This window comes from Butyrivibrio sp. (assembly GCF_017433805.1).
Classification (GTDB): domain Bacteria; phylum Bacillota; class Clostridia; order Lachnospirales; family Lachnospiraceae; genus Butyrivibrio.
The window spans coordinates 33,346-52,285 of sequence record NZ_JAFRGN010000048.1 but is presented as its reverse complement, the minus strand read 5'-3'; the positions used below and the strand labels follow the sequence as shown (position 1 = coordinate 52,285).

General features: G+C 39.7%; 16 protein-coding genes. 11 read left to right on the top strand and 5 right to left on the bottom strand.

Going from position 1 to position 18,940, the window contains the following annotated elements:
- The first annotated feature begins 170 nt into the window (after window positions 1–170).
- The 4 genes from IJI01_RS12135 (at window position 171) to IJI01_RS12120 (ending at window position 5,764) form a co-directional block, all read left to right on the top strand.
- Complete coding sequence (locus IJI01_RS12135) at window positions 171–1,271, top strand: SGNH/GDSL hydrolase family protein (RefSeq protein ID WP_292190698.1); 1,101 nt, start codon at window positions 171–173, stop codon at window positions 1,269–1,271.
- A gap of 57 nt (window positions 1,272–1,328) precedes the next feature.
- Complete coding sequence (locus IJI01_RS12130) at window positions 1,329–1,571, top strand: TIGR03905 family TSCPD domain-containing protein (RefSeq protein ID WP_292190695.1); 243 nt, start codon at window positions 1,329–1,331, stop codon at window positions 1,569–1,571.
- Between the two features lie 28 nt (window positions 1,572–1,599).
- Entirely contained in the window at window positions 1,600–2,694 is a 1,095-nt protein-coding gene (locus tag IJI01_RS12125; protein ID WP_292190692.1) for an undecaprenyldiphospho-muramoylpentapeptide beta-N-acetylglucosaminyltransferase, read from the top strand.
- Between the two features lie 271 nt (window positions 2,695–2,965).
- Window positions 2,966–5,764 (top strand): hypothetical protein, encoded by a 2,799-nt coding sequence (locus tag IJI01_RS12120; protein ID WP_292190690.1) that lies wholly within the window; start codon window positions 2,966–2,968, stop codon window positions 5,762–5,764.
- A 76-nt stretch (window positions 5,765–5,840) separates the two neighbouring features.
- Here IJI01_RS12120 and IJI01_RS12115 read toward each other — a convergent pair whose 3' ends face one another.
- The 3 genes from IJI01_RS12115 to IJI01_RS12105 are packed head-to-tail and all read right to left on the bottom strand — an operon-like array spanning window position 5,841 to window position 7,910.
- Window positions 5,841–6,536: a 5'-methylthioadenosine/adenosylhomocysteine nucleosidase gene (locus IJI01_RS12115; protein WP_292190688.1), complete on the bottom strand. Its 696-nt coding sequence runs from the start codon at window positions 6,534–6,536 to the stop codon at window positions 5,841–5,843.
- Between the two features lie 18 nt (window positions 6,537–6,554).
- Window positions 6,555–7,034, bottom strand: coding sequence for an S-ribosylhomocysteine lyase (locus IJI01_RS12110; protein WP_292190686.1), 480 nt, complete (start codon window positions 7,032–7,034; stop codon window positions 6,555–6,557).
- Between the two features lie 9 nt (window positions 7,035–7,043).
- Window positions 7,044–7,910, bottom strand: coding sequence for a MurR/RpiR family transcriptional regulator (locus IJI01_RS12105; RefSeq protein ID WP_292190684.1), 867 nt, complete (start codon window positions 7,908–7,910; stop codon window positions 7,044–7,046).
- Between the two features lie 248 nt (window positions 7,911–8,158).
- Here IJI01_RS12105 and IJI01_RS12100 point away from each other — a divergent pair, with 248 nt between their 5' ends.
- A complete protein-coding gene (locus IJI01_RS12100) occupies window positions 8,159–8,698 on the top strand; it encodes an NADH peroxidase (RefSeq protein WP_292190682.1) in 540 nt (179 codons plus the stop codon).
- A 431-nt stretch (window positions 8,699–9,129) separates the two neighbouring features.
- Here IJI01_RS12100 and IJI01_RS12095 read toward each other — a convergent pair whose 3' ends face one another.
- Entirely contained in the window at window positions 9,130–10,710 is a 1,581-nt protein-coding gene (locus tag IJI01_RS12095; protein ID WP_292190679.1) for a glucose-6-phosphate isomerase, read from the bottom strand.
- Window positions 10,711–10,910: 200 nt separating this feature from the next.
- Between IJI01_RS12095 and IJI01_RS12090 the strand changes: the two genes are divergently transcribed.
- The 4 genes from IJI01_RS12090 (at window position 10,911) to IJI01_RS12075 (ending at window position 15,539) form a co-directional block, all read left to right on the top strand.
- Window positions 10,911–11,843, top strand: a complete 933-nt coding sequence (locus IJI01_RS12090; protein WP_292190677.1) for a glycoside hydrolase family 43 protein — start codon at window positions 10,911–10,913, stop codon at window positions 11,841–11,843.
- A 117-nt stretch (window positions 11,844–11,960) separates the two neighbouring features.
- Entirely contained in the window at window positions 11,961–13,475 is a 1,515-nt protein-coding gene (locus IJI01_RS12085) for a sensor histidine kinase (protein WP_292190676.1), read from the top strand.
- Between the two features lie 24 nt (window positions 13,476–13,499).
- Complete coding sequence (locus IJI01_RS12080; RefSeq protein ID WP_292190674.1) at window positions 13,500–14,189, top strand: response regulator transcription factor; 690 nt, start codon at window positions 13,500–13,502, stop codon at window positions 14,187–14,189.
- A gap of 60 nt (window positions 14,190–14,249) precedes the next feature.
- Entirely contained in the window at window positions 14,250–15,539 is a 1,290-nt protein-coding gene (locus IJI01_RS12075) for a sensor histidine kinase (protein ID WP_292190670.1), read from the top strand.
- On the opposite strand, the gene IJI01_RS12070 is transcribed toward IJI01_RS12075, so the two are convergent.
- A complete protein-coding gene (locus tag IJI01_RS12070; RefSeq protein ID WP_292190667.1) occupies window positions 15,528–16,124 on the bottom strand; it encodes a response regulator in 597 nt (198 codons plus the stop codon). The two genes, IJI01_RS12075 and IJI01_RS12070, sit on opposite strands and share 12 nt — an antisense overlap.
- Before the next feature lie 281 nt (window positions 16,125–16,405).
- Between IJI01_RS12070 and IJI01_RS12065 the strand changes: the two genes are divergently transcribed.
- Both IJI01_RS12065 and IJI01_RS12060 read left to right on the top strand, forming a co-directional pair.
- A complete protein-coding gene (locus IJI01_RS12065) occupies window positions 16,406–18,019 on the top strand; it encodes an InlB B-repeat-containing protein (RefSeq protein ID WP_292190664.1) in 1,614 nt (537 codons plus the stop codon).
- Between the two features lie 133 nt (window positions 18,020–18,152).
- Window positions 18,153–18,926: an RluA family pseudouridine synthase gene (locus IJI01_RS12060; RefSeq protein ID WP_292190662.1), complete on the top strand. Its 774-nt coding sequence runs from the start codon at window positions 18,153–18,155 to the stop codon at window positions 18,924–18,926.
- Window positions 18,927–18,940: the final 14 nt, after the last annotated feature.

Genomic DNA, 18,940 nt, shown 5'->3' with positions numbered 1-18,940 from the left:
CCCGCTTGCTGAACCACGCATGCGTGTTAGTTTGTATTATCGATAAAGTGGTTAGAATGAAATGTGAGGAGCCGTATGCGTTAATAGCGCACGTACGGTTCTGGAGAGGAGTATAATGAAAAATTGTTATACTTACTTAAGGTACTATCTTTTTATAGAAAGAAATAAATATGAATACTGTTAGCAATTCACAAAAATTTATAAAAAGACTGCTAGTAACGATGCTTGCTGTAGCAGTTCTGATTGGCTCAGTGGTATATGCCTTTGATCCCTTTTATCACTATCACAAGCCATGGTTCGGACTCAAGGCAGTCCTAAATGATAAGGAATATCAGTGCGTAGGAACCCTGAGACACTTTGATTATGATGCTCTCCTTGTTGGTTCATCAGTTATGGAGAACAACGACAATGCCTGGTATGACAATGCTTTTGGTGTTAAATCAATAAAGGCTATCAGAAGCTACGGAGCAACGGCGGATCTGTGCTACCTCATGGATGAAGCCTATGCTGATCACGATATTAAACTTGTTTACTACAATATTGATCCGTCTGCGCTTAATGGCTCAACTGAGACCACCTATGAATCCACAGGTTGTCCCATGTACCTGTATGATAAGAATCCATTTAATGATGTAAGTTATCTATTTAATAAAGATGTTCTTTTTGAAAAGATTCCTTATCAGATTGCAAATTCTTTTATGGGTGACTATAACGAGGGACTTTCCTATAACTGGGCTAAGTGGAAGAGCTTTAATTCTGATATGGCACTTGGACTATATCACAGATCAAACGAAGTGGTTCCAATGATGGATGAAACCGTATATAGCCAGGAACTTGCTGGGAACATAGCTCTTTTGACAAGTCAGGTTGAGGCTCATCCTGAGACTGAGTTTATTTTCTTTTACCCCGTTTATTCCATGCTCTGGTGGGATGGAGTAGTCAGATCAGGTGAAAGAGATGCTTATATCTACAATGAGATTCAGATGACGAAAGCTCTTTTACAATATGACAATGTAAGAGTATTCTGCTTCCAGGCGCAGGAAGAGGTTGCTACAAACCTGGAGCTGTATATGGATTCCATTCATTTTGCTCCAGAGATCAACAAGCTTATGCTGGACGAAGTTCTGGCAGGTGAATATGAACTGACCAAAGATAACTACGAAGAGAAACTTATGGAAGTTAAGGCTTTCTCTGACAGAGTAGTAAATGAATATATCGTCCCTTATGAAGAAAAAGGGCTGCTGAACTATCAAACTGTTGCAGAACAATAAGATGTGTTATACTATACTCCGGATTAGACATTAGTGAATCAGGAGTATAGTTTTTTTATGGTTTATAAGACAAAAGGAACCTGCTCAACACAGATAGATATCGAGGTTGAGGAAGGCGTTATCAAGCACGTACAGTTTACAAATGGATGCAACGGTAATCTTCAGGGTGTGTCAAGACTTGTTGAGGGAATGAAATGCGAAGATGCTATTTCCAAGCTTCGCGGAATCAAGTGTGGGTCCAAGAATACATCATGTCCGGATCAGTTATCATATGCTATAGAGCAGGCAATGCAGGCCTGATATAGCGATCTGAAAGAAGGTTATAGAATTGAGCGAAAATGCTAATAAGAGAATCGTCCTTACTGGTGGCGGAAGTGCAGGTCATGTAACACCTAATATTGCACTTATTCCAGCTCTTCAGAAGGCTGGTTATGAGATTTTTTATATTGGTTCATATGAAGGAATCGAGAAAAAGCTTATTGCAGACTATAACATTCCATACTTTGGAATAGCTACAGGTAAGCTTAGAAGATACTTTGATCCCAAGAATTTCTCTGATCCATTCAGAGTTATGAAGGGATTTACAGAGTCAATCTCATTACTCAAGAAGATCAAGCCAGATATCATTTTCTCAAAGGGCGGATTTGTAAGTGTTCCAGTTGTAAGAGCAGCCAGAGTTCTGGGTATTCCTTATATTGTACATGAGTCAGATATTACCCCAGGTCTTGCCAACAAGCTCAGCATGAATGGAGCTAACAAGATCTGTTGTAACTTCCCTGAGACAATGAGACTTCTTCCTGCTGACAAGGCGATACTTACAGGAACACCTATCAGAGAAGAGTTAGGTAAGGGCTCAAGAGAAGAGGGAATGAAGATCTGTGGATTTACAGATGACAAGCCTGTTCTCATGGTTATAGGCGGAAGCCTTGGTGCACAGTCAGTTAATGAGACCGTCAGATTCGCACTTCCAAGACTTCTTCCACAGTTCAACGTAGTTCACATCTGTGGTAAAGAGAAGATGGATAACCTTAAGCTCTCTGTTCCAGGATATAAGCAGTTTGAATATGTTAAGAATGAGTTAAAAGATCTGTTTGCAATGGCAGACATTGTTGTTTCAAGAGCTGGAGCTAATTCAATCTGTGAGCTCCTTGCCCTCAAGAAACCAAATATTTTGATTCCTCTTTCAACTAAATCAAGCAGAGGCGATCAGATGCTCAATGCCAAGTCTTTTGAGCAGCAGGGATTCTCACTTGTTATCAACAATGATGATCTCGATGAGGATATTCTAGTTGAGACAATAGAAGATCTGTACGAGGATAGAGAGAAGTTCCTCGCAAATATGAATAAGAGCAGCCTTCAGTCAGCAACTAACGTTATTGTTCAGATACTGAACGATGAAGTTAAGCAGATAGCTCAGAAATAAGATAATTTAATATGTACATAATTAGAAGAGTAGAGATTTTTAATAAAATTATCTCTACTCTTTTTGCGTTCATTAGCCGATTAATAGGGAAATAAAACATAGAGGTAATCATAAAAATAAACAAACTATTAAATGATTATAAACAATCACAAAATCACATCTTTTAGACAAAATATTATTTCTATATGATTCAAAATATGATTGCCAATAAATACAATAAAGATAAATAAAGTGTGTGTGTAACCGTTGTTTGGTTTATGAGGGTAAAGAAATGAGAAAGAATACAAATAATAAAACAATATCAGCTATTCTTGTAGGTATTTCAGCTATACTTGCCATTTCAAATCCATTAACAGTTTATGCTGAAGATACAGAGGGCGCAGTAGAAAACAATACAGCTTCTGAAGGAGGACAGGCTGGTGGACAGCAGTCTGAGAATTCAGAGAACAGCGAAAACACAGCTCCTGATGCATATGACGAAGTATCATCAGAAATAACTGAATCAACAACTGATATTGGCGAAGCTAGAACAGCAACAGATGAAGCTGCTCAGCCTATTGTTGATGCAAACATTACAGCAGATGAAAAAGTAACTGGAAACATTTCTGATGCTGCATTAGAAGAAGTAAAAAAAGAAGCTCAGAAGGTTGATCCTGATACTGATCCTGGAAAGAACCTTGATGATGCTCAGGATAGAGTAGATGAAGCCAAAGCTCAAGTAGGCGAGGCAAATGCTCAGGATAAGGCAGCAGAAGTGTTTGAAGAAAAGGTAGAAGAGAAGGCTCAGGAAGCAGCTGGCTATGCTGATGATGCTCAGCAGAGCGGAGCTGATGCTCTTAAAGCTGCTAATGAAGCTGAGAAGACTATGACAGAAGTTGTTGATGATATTAACAACGTTAATTCTTTAGAAACTGCAGAGGCTGTTCAGAAAAAGCTTAATGATCTTATCACAGATACAGAGAATGATATAGACGAAAAGAAGGCAGAAGTTGAAAAGTATGAAGGTCTTTACAACGATGCTGTTAAGGCACTGAAAGAGGCAAAGGCTAATTACGAGTCAGCACGTACTGAAGAACAGACTGATCTTGGCAATGCAGAAGGCAAGGCTAAAGATGCTCTTACAGAGCTTAAGGCAGCTCAGACTAACGTTGATAACCTTAAGGCGGCGCTTGATAATGCTATAGAAAATCTCGGTAATGAAGCAGCTAGTGCGCAGGCAGCAAATGATGCATATGATACCATCGGCCCTGGCCCAAGACCTAATTGGAATGCTAGAAGAGATACAATGATCTCTGTAGTTATCAACTACATTATCCCGCAGGAAAAGGGCTCAGAGCTTACTAACAAGAAAGAATCAGAAGAAGCTGTAAAGGAACCTGGTGATTATTTCTGGCATAGAGTATCCGGATTTGAGATGCAGGATAATAACTACGTCGAAATTATCTACCGTGATGCAAATGGCAATCCGGTTAAGGAATATTATAATTACGACCTGTTAGATAAGAAGATGAACGGGGATAGATATAACACCGACGATTTAGGCAAATCTTATGGATTCTTTGCTTATGAAAAAGAGGCAGAAGAGATAGAAGCTGATAATTATTTGAATGATTATTTTGGTGGAGAGGATAAAGCTACTGATAATGGATATAATCGGCAAAATTGGTATAAGAAGGGCATAGCTGCGAAGAAAAATGACTATGCTGATTACGTAAGAGTTGATACAGAAAATCGCATTATTTATAAAGACGGAGAGGCGCCTGAAGGAAGTACGTTAGTTAAGATGTCAATAAAAGATCTTGCAAATGCGGGTTATTTCGACGTATTCAAATATACTCAGGCTGATGGAACTGTCAAATATCTTGTAAGAAAAGAGCTTGATGAACTTGGTGCAAAGGAAGTAGATGGAAAGCTGATGATCGGAGATACCGAAGTTACAATGGTAGTCCAGAATCAGAATAACCAGTATCACAAGGCTAACATGTATCTTATTGCTACTACAGGTGATGCACAAAAATATGCTGATATAGAATACATAACCGAGAAGGAGCTTAGTAAGGATAAATACAACACGATACTAAACGCACTTAAGAATAGTCAGGGAACTGATGAAGCTGCAGCAAAAAAGATGAAAGAGCTTTTGGATAAAAATGCTGCTCTTAATGGTTTCTTATCCGATGAGCATATATCAGAAATAGCTGCTATCGAAAGCAAGTACTCAGGCTACATTCAGAAGGTTGCTGATGCACAGAAGGCAGTCACAGACGCAAATACAGAAGTTACCGAGCTTAAGAATGCCATTACTACTCTTAAGAACAATCAGGCATCTAAGAAGACTCTTACAGCAGCAGTAGCTCTTGGAACAAATGATGTTGCTAAATATCTTGGAATCAAGCTTGAGCTGGCAGAAGATATTGATAAATACAACAACATGACAATAGATGAGCTCATTGAGGTAATGAACCAGAAATTGACAGATGCAAAGGCTGATGTTGCAGCCGCAGAGCAGAAGTTACAGGGACTTAAGAATCAGCAGCCAGCACTTGCAGCAAGAATTGATGAGCTTATTGCTTACTACACACCATCACAGACACCTGCTGATGATACAACAACTACAGATACTCCAGCTGGTACTACAGTTGGTGGCGCTGTTGGAACAACAAGCGCAGCAGTTGACACAGTATATACACCAGTAGCACAGACATCAGCTCCTGCAGCAGGAACAACTGAAGCAGTTAATGCAGACGCAGCTACTCCTCCTGTACAGGGCACTGTACTTGGAGCTAATAGAGCACTTGAAAATGGCGATAAGGTAGAGGATAAGGAAGAAGTAAAAGACTCTACTCCAGCTAAGACTGCAACAAAGACAACAGCAACTATCGCTGATGACGAAACAGCAAAAGCTGCAATGCCTACTCTTCCAATGACTCCAGCTACTCCTGAAGAAGCAGAGGAAGGCAACTGGTTATGGCTTATCTTCATCGGATTCCTTACAGCAATCGGACTTGGCGCAATCTTCGGATTCGTTAGCAGAAGAAAAGAAGAAGAGGAAACAGTAGAGAAAAAGTAATCAAATGATTATACACACATAATAAGAGCCCCGTTCCTTAATTGGAATGGGGCTCTTGTTACGTTCTGTAGTTGATTTAAAGAGTCTTGAGAAGTTCAAGAGTTGCTGCTGCGCAGTCCTTGGCAGCCTTGGCCTCGAACTCAGGATAATCCATGATCTCGCTTCCGTCAGCCTTATCAGAGATAGCGCGGATGATGAGGAATGGAACATTGTTAAGGAAGCATGCCTGAGCAATTCCAGTTCCTTCCATTTCACAGCACATTCCACCAAAATCCTTGATAATAGCATCTTTTACAGCTTTATCACAGATGAACTGATCGCCGCTACATACTCTTCCTTCAAAAATTCCAAGGTCAGGAGCTGCAACCTTGATAGCTGCTATAGCTTTTTCTCTAAGAGTAGCATCAGCTGTAAATGTAGCTGTGCCAAGCTGAGGGATTTCTCCCTTCTTATATCCGAATACAGTAGCATCTACATCGTGGTAGCAGGCATCTGTTGAAAGAACTATATCACCAATATTGATACGTGCATCGAGTGAACCTGCTGCTCCAGTGTTGATCACATGGGTAACACCGAAGGTATCAACAAGAATCTGAACACAGATACCAGCGTTAACCTTGCAGATACCACTTCTTACTACAACAACTTCTGTACTACCAATAGTACCTTCAAAAAACTCCATGGAAGCCTTTTTAACAGTGCTCTTAACTGTCATACTGCTCTTGAGGGTTTCTACCTCAACTTCCATAGCACCGATTATTCCTATTTTCATACCGATTCTCTCTTTCGATTATTCTGGGTAAACAAGGTGTTTGTCATCAATGTTATAAAGAGTGTTATCAAGATATCTCTTGGCAAGGAATTTAGCCATTCCAAGATTCATATCAAGATAGTTTCCGCAATCTCTTGCGCTTGCTCCAGGCACCTCACCCTCGAAATCTCTCATGAATTCATACATTCTTGTGATAAGTGGAACAATATCCTTTGAAGAAAGGTCTCCTGCGAGAACAACATAGAATCCTGTTCTGCATCCCATAGGTCCAAAATAGATTGTTCTATCCTTGTACTCTGGATCATTTCTAAGAAATGTAGCACCAAGATGCTCCATTGTGTGAACCTCTGCTGTGTTCATAACAGGTTCTTTGTTAGGAGCTGTCATTCTGAGGTCAAATGTAGTGATTGTTTCCTGTCCAACCTTATCTTTTCTGGATACATAGATTCCAGGCTCAAGGTCAAGATGATTGACTGTAAAGCTTGCAATTTTTTCCATAGTAATTATTTACTCCTTAGGCGGTTCGTTGAATACCTCGTAAGAATCAATCAGGTACTCACGAATATTATTATAGTCGCGATTACATATTGCTGTATACAGCGTATCAACCATAAAGAGCTGAGCAAATCTGGAACTTGTTATACCACTCTTTTTATCAATTTCAGGAGAAGTTGTAAAAAGAACATGGTTACAACCGGTTGTCAGAGTATTATTACCAAGTTTTGTAATAGCTATTGTAATAGCACCTTTCTGGGTTGCTATATTATAGAGCTGCATAACCTCTTTATTCTTGGGGTTATCAACAAAGAAAATAGCAACATCCTCATGGTTTATCTGAGATACTGTCATCAGGTTCATATGATGATCCTGATTGAAAATTACGTTGTAGTGAATTCTAAGAAGCTTACAGTAAAGGTCATAAGCAGCGACACTAGCCGTACCTACACCAAAGACCTGTATCTGCTTGGCTGTAACTATCTTATTAACCACTTCACTAAAACAACCAGTATCAAATAAACGATACGTTGTTTGAATTGCCTGAACGCTGGTTGCGCAAATATTATCAGCAATCGACTGTAATGAAGTATACTCGTTAACGTCCTTAAATGCAATCTTAGGTCCATTGTCTGCCTGTTTAAGAGATACATTTGCTTCTGAATAATATGCATTTTTCAGGTCCTTAAGGCCTGTATAACCAATGGCTTGCGCAAATCTTGTCCACGCAGCCTGCGTTGTTCCAGATAATCTCGCCAGTTCTTTTATCGGATATTGAAAAAGATCATCCTTTCTTTCAAGGACAAAGTCTGCAACCATCTTCTCTGCTGCTGGTAAAGTGTCGTAGCAACTTTTGATTTTTTCGCTGACAATATTCATGAAGTTTCTCCTATTTATGTAAAGGAAAACAACGATATATAATTAATCATATATCGTTCAACAATGTTCATTTTCTCACATATTTAGTATAACTTAAAATCAATTTCAATAGAGAAATATATCTATTAAATCTTTATAAATAGTGCGCAATTTAATGTGTATTTGTGCTATGCTTGTTTATAGGAGATTTCTAGAAAAATAGTGCAGTTGTGCACTTTTGCGGAGAGCGCAAGAAAGGAGACTAGAACATGAAATGGGTATGTCAGGTTTGTGGTTACGTTCATGAGGGAGATCAGCCACCAGAGGCTTGTCCTGTATGTAAGGCGCCTGCTGAGAAGTTCACCAAGCAGGAAGGCGATAAGGTATGGGCTTGCGAGCACGTTGTGGGTGTAGCTTCAACTGCTCCTGATGAGATCAAAAATGGTTTACGTGAAATGTTTAATGGAGAATGTACTGAAGTTGGTATGTACCTTGCTATGGGTAGAGTAGCTACTCGTGAAGGATATCCAGAAATCGGTGCTTTCTTTGAGAAGGCAGCTTGGGAAGAGGCAGAACACGCAGCTCATTTCGCAGAGCTCCTTGGAGAAGTTATTACTGATTCTACTAAGAAGAATCTTGAGCTCAGAGCTGACGCTGAATACGGTGCAACTCAGGGACGTGCAGATCTTGCTAAGAAGGCTAAACAGCTCGATCTCGACGCTATTCATGACGCTGTGCATGAAATCGGACGCGACGAGGCAAGACACGGAAAGGCATTCGCTGGTCTCCTTAAGAGATACTTTGGTTAATCTGAAATACAGATAAATACTGAGCTTTTTAAAGAGAGTAATCAGAGATGGTTGCTCTCTATTTTTGACTAAAAGAAAAATTCTTTGGTGCGTTAAAAAACGCTAGATTACCGCATGGCGCGTTTTCTGGCTTTACGGTAAAGAAAGTGAACGATTGAAACTAGACGTCTTTACCGCATTTATTGCAAACCCGAAATGGCGGTAAAGGAAATGGTACAGAAAGGCAGCGGAGACCTGAGTGGGCTTTACCGCATAGTTCAATTTCGTGCAAATACGGTAAAATAAGTGAAAAATTAGCATTAGAAAACTTTACCGTAAAATGCAGCTTCTGGTGTTTGCGGTAAAAAATGATAATCAAAAAGGAGGAGGGCCATGGGCTCTCCTCCCAAGCTTTATTAAACTATGAACATTCCTCGTCAGGAGGAGCGTCTTTAAATACCAAGTAACTTACTATACTCTGCAAGTGCACCATCTGTCTCGTGAGCGAGAACCTTCTTGGCAAGAACCTTACCAAGCTGAACACCTTCCTGGTCAAAGGAGTTGATGTTCCATACAAAGCCCTGGAACATTACCTTGTTCTCGAAGTGAGCAAGGAGAGCACCAAGTGACTTAGGATTAAGCTCATCGCCAATGATGATGCTTGATGGACGACCACCCTTGAAGTTCTTGTTAGCGTTCTCATCCTTCTTACCACAAGCGAATGCAACGATCTGAGCAGCTACGTTAGCGCAGAGCTTCTGCTGGCTTGTGCTGTCCTGGATGTTAACATCGTTCTGAAGCTGGCTGTTCTTGAAGCCGATGAACTGAAGAGGAATAATATCTGTTCCCTGGTGAAGGAGCTGAGAGAAGGAATGCTGTCCGTTTGTTCCTGGCTCACCAAAGATAACAGGTCCTGTTACATAGTTGATAGGATCACCGAAGCGGTTAACGCTCTTACCATTTGACTCCATATCAAGCTGCTGAAGGTGTGCTGGGAAACGGCTAAGTCCCTGTGAGTAAGGAAGTACTGCTGTGCTGTCATAGCCAAGTACGTTTCTCTCATAAACACCGATCATAGCATCAAGCATAGCTGGGTTCTTGAGGAGATCCTTGTTAGTTGCAAGCTTGTCTTCTTCTGCAGCGCCATCAAGGAACTGAGCGAATACGTCAGGACCAAATGCAAGTGAAAGAACTGCTCCACCAACGCCTGATGTTGAAGAATAACGTCCGCCGATATAATCATCCATGAAGAAAGCTTCAAGGTAGTTATCACTCTTAGCAAGAGGAGATGTCTCAGATGTAACAGCGATCATGTGCTTGCTGGCATCAAGACCTGCCTTCTTGAGAGCATCTGTAACGAATGACTCGTTTGTAAGTGTCTCAAGTGTTGTACCTGACTTAGATACAAGAATAAAGATTGAATGAGCAACATCTACAGAATTAAGAACTGCAGAAGCGTCGTCTGGATCTACGTTACTGATGAACTTAGCTTCCATCTTGAAGTTGCCAGTTCTCTTAGCCCAGTTCTCAAGAGCAAGATACATAGCTCTTGGACCAAGGTCTGATCCGCCGATACCGATCTGAACTACTGTTGTGAACTTCTCACCCTTAGCGTTTGCAATCTCACCTGAGTGAACTTTGTTAGCAAAATCAGCAATTCTCTTCTGCTCTTTAACATAGAACTCACGCTTGTTAACACCATCAGCCATAACGTTCTCGCCAAGCTGACCACGAGTGAGCTGGTGGAGAACCATTCTCTTCTCACCAGTATTTATAACTTCGCCGTTATAGAGAGCTTCATACTTCTCAGCAAGCTGTGCCTCATCAGCAAGTGCAGCAAGAGCAGATAAGATTTTATCATCAACCTCTTTTGCAGCGTAGTTGAAATTAAGGCCTGCAGCCATAGGTACTGAGTACTTTTTAACTCTCTCAGCGCCACTTACGCCAGTCATAGCTTCTACAAGATTAACAGAAGCTGTGCTCTTAAGATCATTGTAAGATTTAAGTGTGTCAAGATTATTCCAATTGATCATTGTATAATTTCCTCCTATAGGAATACGTAAGGAAAACGTTTTTTGTTATCCAGATAAAAGTTTAACAGAGAAAAATACGCTAATCAATAATCAAGCTGTAAAATATTAGTGAACTTTCCTTGATTTTACTAGTATAAATGCTGTTTGAAACATAGTATAATATTTTAGATAAATCAAAACTATATCTAAGGGAGGCTATTATGGGAGCATTTTTATTTGTACATTTCAAAGAGAAATTTACACCTGATGGAGAGCAGGTTTATTTTGGTGTATCAAAAGACGGCTTTAACTGGGAGCAGGTAAATGGAGGAAATCCTATACTTGAGAGTAAGCTCGGAGAAAAGGGAGTAAGAGATTTCACTATCACAAGGAAAAAAGATAATTCTTTTGTCATCCTTGCTACTGACCTTTCGCTTGCCAATAACTTTGCTACAAAATATCAGAGTAATTGGAATATCGTTAACAGACAGGGAAGTAAATTCTTATCCAAGTGGGAGTCCAAGGATCTTGTAAACTGGTCTGAGCAGGAGCTGGTCAAGGTCGTTGATGAAGACTATGGCTGTGCCTGGGCGCCAGATATTATCTATGATGAAGAGGCTGGAGACTACATGGTTCACTGGTCATCTAGATATCCAGCTCAGTCTGCCAACGAGATGGCTATTTTCTATGCTAAGACTGCAGACTTTATAAATTTTACAGCCCCAAAGATGCTCTGCAAGAAGTGTGACACAGGAATCATTGATTCAAACATTGTTTACGAGGATGGTTATTACTACAGATTTGTAAAGAGCGATTTCAATCCTGAGCACATTATTCTTGAAAGAGGAACTTCTCTTACTGGAGAATATGAGAGAATGCCTGCATTTGATGAGGAAATGGACAAATTAGAGGCTGGTCAGTATGAAGCTCCTACCTGTTATAAGCTTCCAGATGGCAGCTGGTGCCTGATGCTCGATTTTTATGGATGTGAGAAATCCAAGCAGGGATACGTTCCTTTCGTGGCAAAAGACATCTCAACAGGCCGTTTTGTGCGCTCTGACAAGGAATTCAGCTTCCCTTACGGCTTCAAACATGGAACAGTTTTGCCTATAACAGATGAGGAATATGATCGAATTAAGGAAAATTTCAAGTGAAATTTTCATAAAGATAAATAATATCTTACTAAATAGGGAATAGGATATTAACAATCATAAACGTTTTTATGATATAATTTTGTTAGGTGCATAGATATAGGTTGCCGGGGGTGCATGATGCGTTTTCGTACAAAACTCTTAATCACGTCAGTGGCGATAGTTATTATTCCTATTATCTTGGCAATCGGTACATTTTTTGCAATAGGCAGATATCTAGTCTATGAACAGAAGCTTGACGATTTTTCGAATGGATTTGATTATAGTATGGTGTCAGATCCAAGTGAAGCTTTTTCAGACATGACAGATGAAGTTACACATGATATAGCACTTGCACTAATTGTTAACCCATTTATTCTGGAAGATAAAGACTTCCTGGAAAGTGTAGACAGCAAGATTGCATCTAAATATTCTTTTCTTCTGGTCAAGAAGGGACAGGATGTTTATTATGTGGCAAATATGGATCGTGCCATGGATGTAGTTGATGAACTGCCAGGCTACGGAACAGATGTAAAAGGTATCTATTACACTGCGTCCAAACATTTAGTCAAACAGATCGATTTCAGATTTTCCACAGGTGATCAGGGAAGTCTGTATATTATATCTGGTATCAGGACAGCTCTCACAGCTTCAATGTTTATCTATATGGGAGTGGCAATTATTCTGATCCTTCTGGTCACAAGTATTCTTCTGACAATGTGGATTGGCAACAGCTTCTTTAAGCCAATAGATGAGCTTAACATAGCGATGCAGCACATTCAGGATGGTAATTTCGATTACATTCTTCCTACGGACATTACGGAAAAGGGCGAGATTGGCGCCATGTATCGTAATTACGAGGACATGAGACTGAGGCTTAAGGAATCAGCCGAGGAAAAGATTGAGCGAGAGAAGCAGAATAAAGAGCTTATCAGTAATATCTCTCATGACCTAAAAACGCCTATCACAGCTATCAAGGGTTATTCGCAGGGACTTCTGGAAGGAGTTGCTGATAATCCTGAGAAGCAGATGAAGTACATCAGGATCATCAATAATAAGGCCAATGATATGAACAACCTTATTAACGAGCTGACCTTGTACTCCAGTATTGATAATAATAGAATTCCTTATAATTTCATCAGACTTAATGTTGGTGAATATTTTGGAGACTGTATCGAGGAGATTGGAGCTGACCTTGAGAGTAAATCCATCAAGCTCAATTATTCCAACCTTACAACTCCGGATACACAGATAGTAGCTGACCCAGAGCAGATCAAGCGAGTGGTCAACAACGTAGTTAGTAACAGTGTCAAATATCTTGATAGAGATGACGGAACAGGTCAGATCGATATCAGGATTTTGGATGAGATTGATTCCATCAGAGTAGAGTTGGAGGATAATGGTAAGGGAATTGCTCAAAGAGATATCCCGAACATTTTCGACAGATTCTATAGAACGGATGCTTCCAGAAACTCCAAGCAGGGAGGAAGTGGAATTGGATTATCTATTGTTAAGAAGATAATCGAAGATCATGGCGGCTATATATGGGCTACAAGCCATGAAGGGGAAGGAACCTGCATGCACTTCGTATTACGTAAATATGTTGAGTATGCGGATAATCAGGAAACAGTTACAGTAGATCATGAAACGCCATAATAAAAAGAAAGGTGAAATACGTGTATGAGTAGAATTCTTATTGTTGAGGATGAAGAGGCCATTGCTGATCTTGAAAAGGATTATCTTGAGCTTAGTGATTTTGAGGTAAAGATTGAGAATACTGGAGATGCAGGTCTTGAGACTGCTCTTGCCGAAGAGTTTGATCTTGTGATTCTTGATCTTATGCTTCCAGGAATGGATGGATTTGAGGTTTGTAAACACATCAGAGAAAAGAAGGATGTGCCGATTCTCATGGTTTCAGCCAAGAAAGATGATATCGATAAAATCAGAGGCCTTGGCCTTGGAGCAGATGATTACATCACCAAGCCATTTAGCCCATCAGAGCTTGTTGCCCGTGTTAAGGCACACATGGCTAGATATTCCAGACTTGTTGGATCAGGCCACGAGAACAATGATTTCGTTGAGATCAGAGGACTCAAGATCGACAAGACAGCCAGAAGAGTATATGTAGATGATGAGGAGAAGAGTTTCACAACTAAGGAGTTTGATCTTCTTACATTCCTTGCTGAGAATCCTAATCACGTATTCACCAAGGAAGAGCTCTTTAGAAAGATCTGGAACATGGATTCCATCGGTGATATTGCAACTGTAACAGTTCATATCAAGAAGATCCGTGAGAAGATCGAATATGACACCTCCAATCCACAGTACATCGAGACAATCTGGGGCGTTGGATATCGCTTTAAGGTTTAATTGCTGATAACTCCTATCTGGTCTTGTGCCGGGTAGGAGTTTTTTATAGGAGGCCAATTAATGACCGATGTAATCAGGACAACAAATCTCATTCTGGTATCAACAGGTTTTATCGTTTCTTTAGTGGGATTAGTTCAGGTTCTGTTTAGCAGAAATATAGAAAAAAAGACAAGATATTTCTTTTATAGTTTGTTTTCTGTTCTGGAATTATATACTCTGTGTATTCTGATAAGGGAGCTGACTCATTCCAATGTTGGAAGTTATGGATGGGTAGTTCTTTCTAAAGTGGTGCTGTTTGGACAGGCTTTTTTTGCCTCGGTTCTGACAGTTCTGATCACTGCATTTCTACTATTTCAAACAGGTGAAGAAAACTGGATAAAGAATAAGGTGCTTATAGCTACAATTATCCTGTGGCTGTGTTATCAGGGACTACTTATCAGTAATATTTTTACAGGCAGTATCTATGAGGTTGACGATAACAATGTATATTCCAGAGGACCGATGTTTGCCGTCCTAGTAGTGCCAACAATAATGATAATGATAATTGACTTATTCATTATCTTTTGGAAGAGAAAGAAATACACTTCCAAGCAGATCAAGGCGTTTCTGGTATATTCGATACTGCCAATGATGGCCATGATAATACAAACAAGGCTTCTTGGAGTTCACTTTATTGTCTTGAGCTCAGTTTTGGCTACTTTTTTCATGCTGATTTGCATTATTAGCGATCAGAACGAGAAGTATTACAAAAAGGAGGCAGAAAATGCCCAGCTAAAGATAAACATTCTTTTAGCACAGATTCAGCCCCATTTTTTGTATAACAGTCTTACTACTATAAAATATCTATGTGCAAAGGATTCAAAAAAAGCAGAAGAGGCTCTGGATTATTTCATTAGTTATCTTCGTTATAATGTGGATTCACTTTCGAATGATGCGCCAATAGAATTTGAAAAAGAACTGGAGCATGTAAAGGGGTATTTAGAACTTCAGAAATTACGTTTTGGAGATGACCTTGATATTGAGTATGACATAGAAACAACTGATTTTAAGATGCCTACCCTCACACTTCAGCCGCTTGTGGAAAATGCAGTAAATTACGGTGTAAGAAAAAATGAAGATGGACAGGGTATAGTAAAAATAATCACACGAAAGAAAGATGACCATGTAGAGGTCATTGTTGAAGACAACGGACCGGGATTTGTATATGATCCATCTCCAAATGCCAGGCAAAAGCTTCATGTTGGTGTAAAAAATGTTATGGAGAGAATTGCGCGTATATCTGGAGGGGAACTTACCTATGAATCTGAAATGGGTAAGGGAACAAGAGCAATAATAAAACTATATAAATGACATGCCTTGAATTGGATGGCGAAGAGAAGAGAGTTGTTTTTTGATATCTTCGGCGTGGAGTGGTTTAAGAAGATATCCGCTCGCGCCAGTCTTCCATGCATCAAGAGCATAATCTGAATGACTTGTCAGGAAAATAATATTTACAAGTGGATTAAGTCTAAGGAACTGTTTGCACAGATCAAGACCATTTTCGTTTCCAAGTTCAATATCCAGGAAAATTATACCTACATCGTTGCTTTCAACGTATGCAAGAGCTTCGGAAGGCTTTGTAAAGCCTGTGATATTGACACCGGGGAGAGTTTCTTCAAGTACAGATATTGCTCCTTGTAAAAGAATTCGCTCATCATCCAGAACAATAATATCAGCCTGAGTATCAGAAGCATCTAGTGAATTGGTAAAAACTGATACGTCTACATTAAGAGCCTTGGCTATTCGAGACATGATGACAAGATCTGGGACTCTTCGGCCACTTTCCCAATTGGCCACGCCACATCTACTTACGAAAGCCTTATCTGCAAGGTCTTGCTGAGATAATTGACTTTCTGTTCTAAGCTTTTTTATAAGTGCTCCAAAAGAATTGTCCATGTAATTCCCTATCTATTTTCGAAAAATCATAGGTTACATCACTATAATATCACTAATTTTGTTTCAAAATAAAGCCATTCTTTCAAATAAAATTTCAGAAAAGCCTTTATTTATCAGTGTTTCACGACTGCTTAAGACTTTTTATCCCGTGTTTATAAAGGTATGGATTGTTTACAGGATGTGTCAGCCTGAAACTTTCAAAAGTTCAGTCGAGGGGATTAGAATGGACCTACCAAGAAAAAAACGGGAACGTGAAACCCAAAGATAAGGAGGTCTTTATTATGAAGGTGAATTATAGAACATGGTTAGCTATGGTACTTAGTTTTGCACTTATGATTCAGGCACCGGTTGTTGCGTTCGCTGCGGGCGAAGAAGAAAATGGAACGCCTGGTTCTGAGCAAAACGTAATTGAAAATGGAGGAGCTGGGACTGGCGATAATCAGAACGGAGGAGGAAATCAGGACGCTCAACCTCCTGTAGATCCATTTACTACTGAGGCAGCATCTTCTGTAACCCAGCAGTCATATAATAATGAAAATATCGGATATGATGCTCAATATAGTGGATTTAATGTATATGGAATGACTGCTTCTAATAGTCAGATTCAAACAACATATAGTAATGCTGGATATGAGACTTATGTAAATAGTAATGAAAACAAGATTAATGAAGAGGGTTTCAAGTATAATAATGCATATACTGTAGAAGATGGTGTTAATACCACTATATCTGCGACAGTAGAAGGTTCAGATGTATTGATAAGATATGAAATCAATAATACTACTGGTGAAAGCAAAACTGTCAAAGTAGGATCTGCTGCAGATACAATGATTGGTGATAATGATAGTGCTCCAGTTGGATATTTAGCTGAGGGTACAGGAATATATATGAATCAGGGCGGCCAGGGAGGAACATCCTTTGCATTATTGCCTTCATCAGAAGAAGATGCATTTACTACTCTTTGGTATGGCAATTTTGGACAAAGAAGAGATAATGTTTTTAATTCTCAGGAAAATGCAGCTGAATATTCTGGTGATAGTGGAATGGCGTATTCCTGGACTATAACTGTTGATCCTGAGTCAACAGCGACAAGAACAGCAGTGTTCAGAATTGGCAACATTGTACTTAGACAGATTACATATGATGCTAATGAAGGAGAAGGAATTATTGCCGGAACTACAGTTATCGGAGGAACTCCACAGAATGTAGTTGTTAAAGTAAATGATGGCTCAATAACAAAAGATGGCTATGATTTTGCTGGATGGGGTACATCAGCAGATGCAGCTACTGCAACATATTTTGGCGGTGAAACAATTGATTTGGGTTCTAGCGTTAATGATATTAAGCTTTATGCTCTTTGGCAGCTTGTAAAAGCTACTAATCCTAATGTAACTATTGAAGAAGTTGTTCAGATGGTTCAGGCAGAAGCAGTTGTTGAAGAAGCAGTTCAGGAAGTTACGACTAACCCTACAATAAATGAGACACTTCAAACACTTGGAACAGAGGGTATTAATATTATTACAACTCAGACTGGTGACGCGCTTCCAACAAATGAGCTTGGAAATGCAGAGGCAGTAACAAGAACTATTTCTCTTGATATCACAAAGGTTACACCAGCACAGTATAGGGATGTTGTAACAACTACAGTTCAGACTGTTCCAGTAAATGGTGTCGCTGTTATAGAAACAAATGATGTATCAATGCTTGATAATAATATTATAGAAGCTATGTCTTCTCGTCCTGACCTGGCAATCAATATAGTTTTCAGGCACGATGGAGTTAAGAAGAGAGTAGTTATCCCTCCAGGATACGATGTTAAATCTCTTCTGGATGAGAATGGATATTGTGGATTCCTTAGACTTGCAGCAATACTCGGATACACAATTCTTGAGTAACAAGTACCATTTTCACAATGTTCATATATCCCTTCTTGGTAGCCGTCGCACTAATTAGTGCGGCGGCTTCTTTGTACTATTTTATTTACAGGAATGATATACTAAAGGCTATAAGATACGCGATGAGGTACGTATGAGAGATATTAAGTGGATATATGAAGATGATGATATTCTGGTTTGTCATAAGCCGGCTGGAGTGGCCACAGAAGGGGCTAAAGCCTACAATATGGATGTGGTAAGTGCTGCCAGAAATTATTTAAGCAGGCAAAATAGAGGAAAGACAGCGGATAGAAAGCCGCCTTATGTGGCAACAGTACATCGTTTGGATCAGCCTGTAGAGGGAGTCCTGATTCTTGCAAAGAATAAGAAAGCTGCTACCAATCTGGCTTCGCAGATAAAAGATCGAGCTGCAGATAAGTATTATTATGCACTTTGCAGGGGCTCGTTTGAGGAAAAAAAGGGACGACTTGAAAATCTCCTTGTTAGAAAAGAGGATGGCTTTGCTGCTGTAGTTACAGAAGAAGAGAGTAAGACTCTTAAGGATGGGGCAATCACTCTTGAAAATGGCGAGGTCATAAGGATCATTGCTGGTGAAGTTAAGAAAGCAGTCCTCGAATATGAGGTTGTAGCAGAAAAAGAGAATACTTCGCTCCTTAGGGTTAAGCTTATGACTGGTAGATTCCATCAGATCAGAGTACAGATGGCGAACCTTGGTCATCCTATAATTGGAGATCAGAAGTATGGAACAGAAGAATCTCTGGCGCTAGCTGAGCAGCTGGGGGCCAAAGATGTATGCCTTGTAAGCTACAAGTATGCAGTGAAACACCCATCTACACACAAGAGGATGGAATTTGAGATAACTCCTTATAATCCTCAGATAAAAGAAATGCTTAATACTACTACATAACAAGGAACAAAGAC

Excerpts from the sequence above, each read along its gene's own strand:
- IJI01_RS12095 (WP_292190679.1), bottom strand. The coding sequence starts at position 10,710 with ATGATCAATTGGAATAATCTTGACACACTTAAATCTTACAATGATCTT.
- IJI01_RS12115 (WP_292190688.1), bottom strand. The coding sequence starts at position 6,536 with ATGAAAATAGGAATAATCGGTGCTATGGAAGTTGAGGTAGAAACCCTC.
- IJI01_RS12075 (WP_292190670.1), top strand. The coding sequence starts at position 14,250 with ATGACCGATGTAATCAGGACAACAAATCTCATTCTGGTATCAACAGGT.
- IJI01_RS12070 (WP_292190667.1), bottom strand. The coding sequence starts at position 16,124 with ATGGACAATTCTTTTGGAGCACTTATAAAAAAGCTTAGAACAGAAAGT.
- IJI01_RS12110 (WP_292190686.1), bottom strand. The coding sequence starts at position 7,034 with ATGGAAAAAATTGCAAGCTTTACAGTCAATCATCTTGACCTTGAGCCT.
- IJI01_RS12060 (WP_292190662.1), top strand. The coding sequence starts at position 18,153 with ATGAGAGATATTAAGTGGATATATGAAGATGATGATATTCTGGTTTGT.
- IJI01_RS12080 (WP_292190674.1), top strand. The coding sequence starts at position 13,500 with ATGAGTAGAATTCTTATTGTTGAGGATGAAGAGGCCATTGCTGATCTT.
- IJI01_RS12135 (WP_292190698.1), top strand. The coding sequence starts at position 171 with ATGAATACTGTTAGCAATTCACAAAAATTTATAAAAAGACTGCTAGTA.
- IJI01_RS12130 (WP_292190695.1), top strand. The coding sequence starts at position 1,329 with ATGGTTTATAAGACAAAAGGAACCTGCTCAACACAGATAGATATCGAG.
- IJI01_RS12105 (WP_292190684.1), bottom strand. The coding sequence starts at position 7,910 with ATGAATATTGTCAGCGAAAAAATCAAAAGTTGCTACGACACTTTACCA.
- IJI01_RS12100 (WP_292190682.1), top strand. The coding sequence starts at position 8,159 with ATGAAATGGGTATGTCAGGTTTGTGGTTACGTTCATGAGGGAGATCAG.
- IJI01_RS12085 (WP_292190676.1), top strand. The coding sequence starts at position 11,961 with ATGCGTTTTCGTACAAAACTCTTAATCACGTCAGTGGCGATAGTTATT.
- IJI01_RS12065 (WP_292190664.1), top strand. The coding sequence starts at position 16,406 with ATGAAGGTGAATTATAGAACATGGTTAGCTATGGTACTTAGTTTTGCA.
- IJI01_RS12090 (WP_292190677.1), top strand. The coding sequence starts at position 10,911 with ATGGGAGCATTTTTATTTGTACATTTCAAAGAGAAATTTACACCTGAT.
- IJI01_RS12120 (WP_292190690.1), top strand. The coding sequence starts at position 2,966 with ATGAGAAAGAATACAAATAATAAAACAATATCAGCTATTCTTGTAGGT.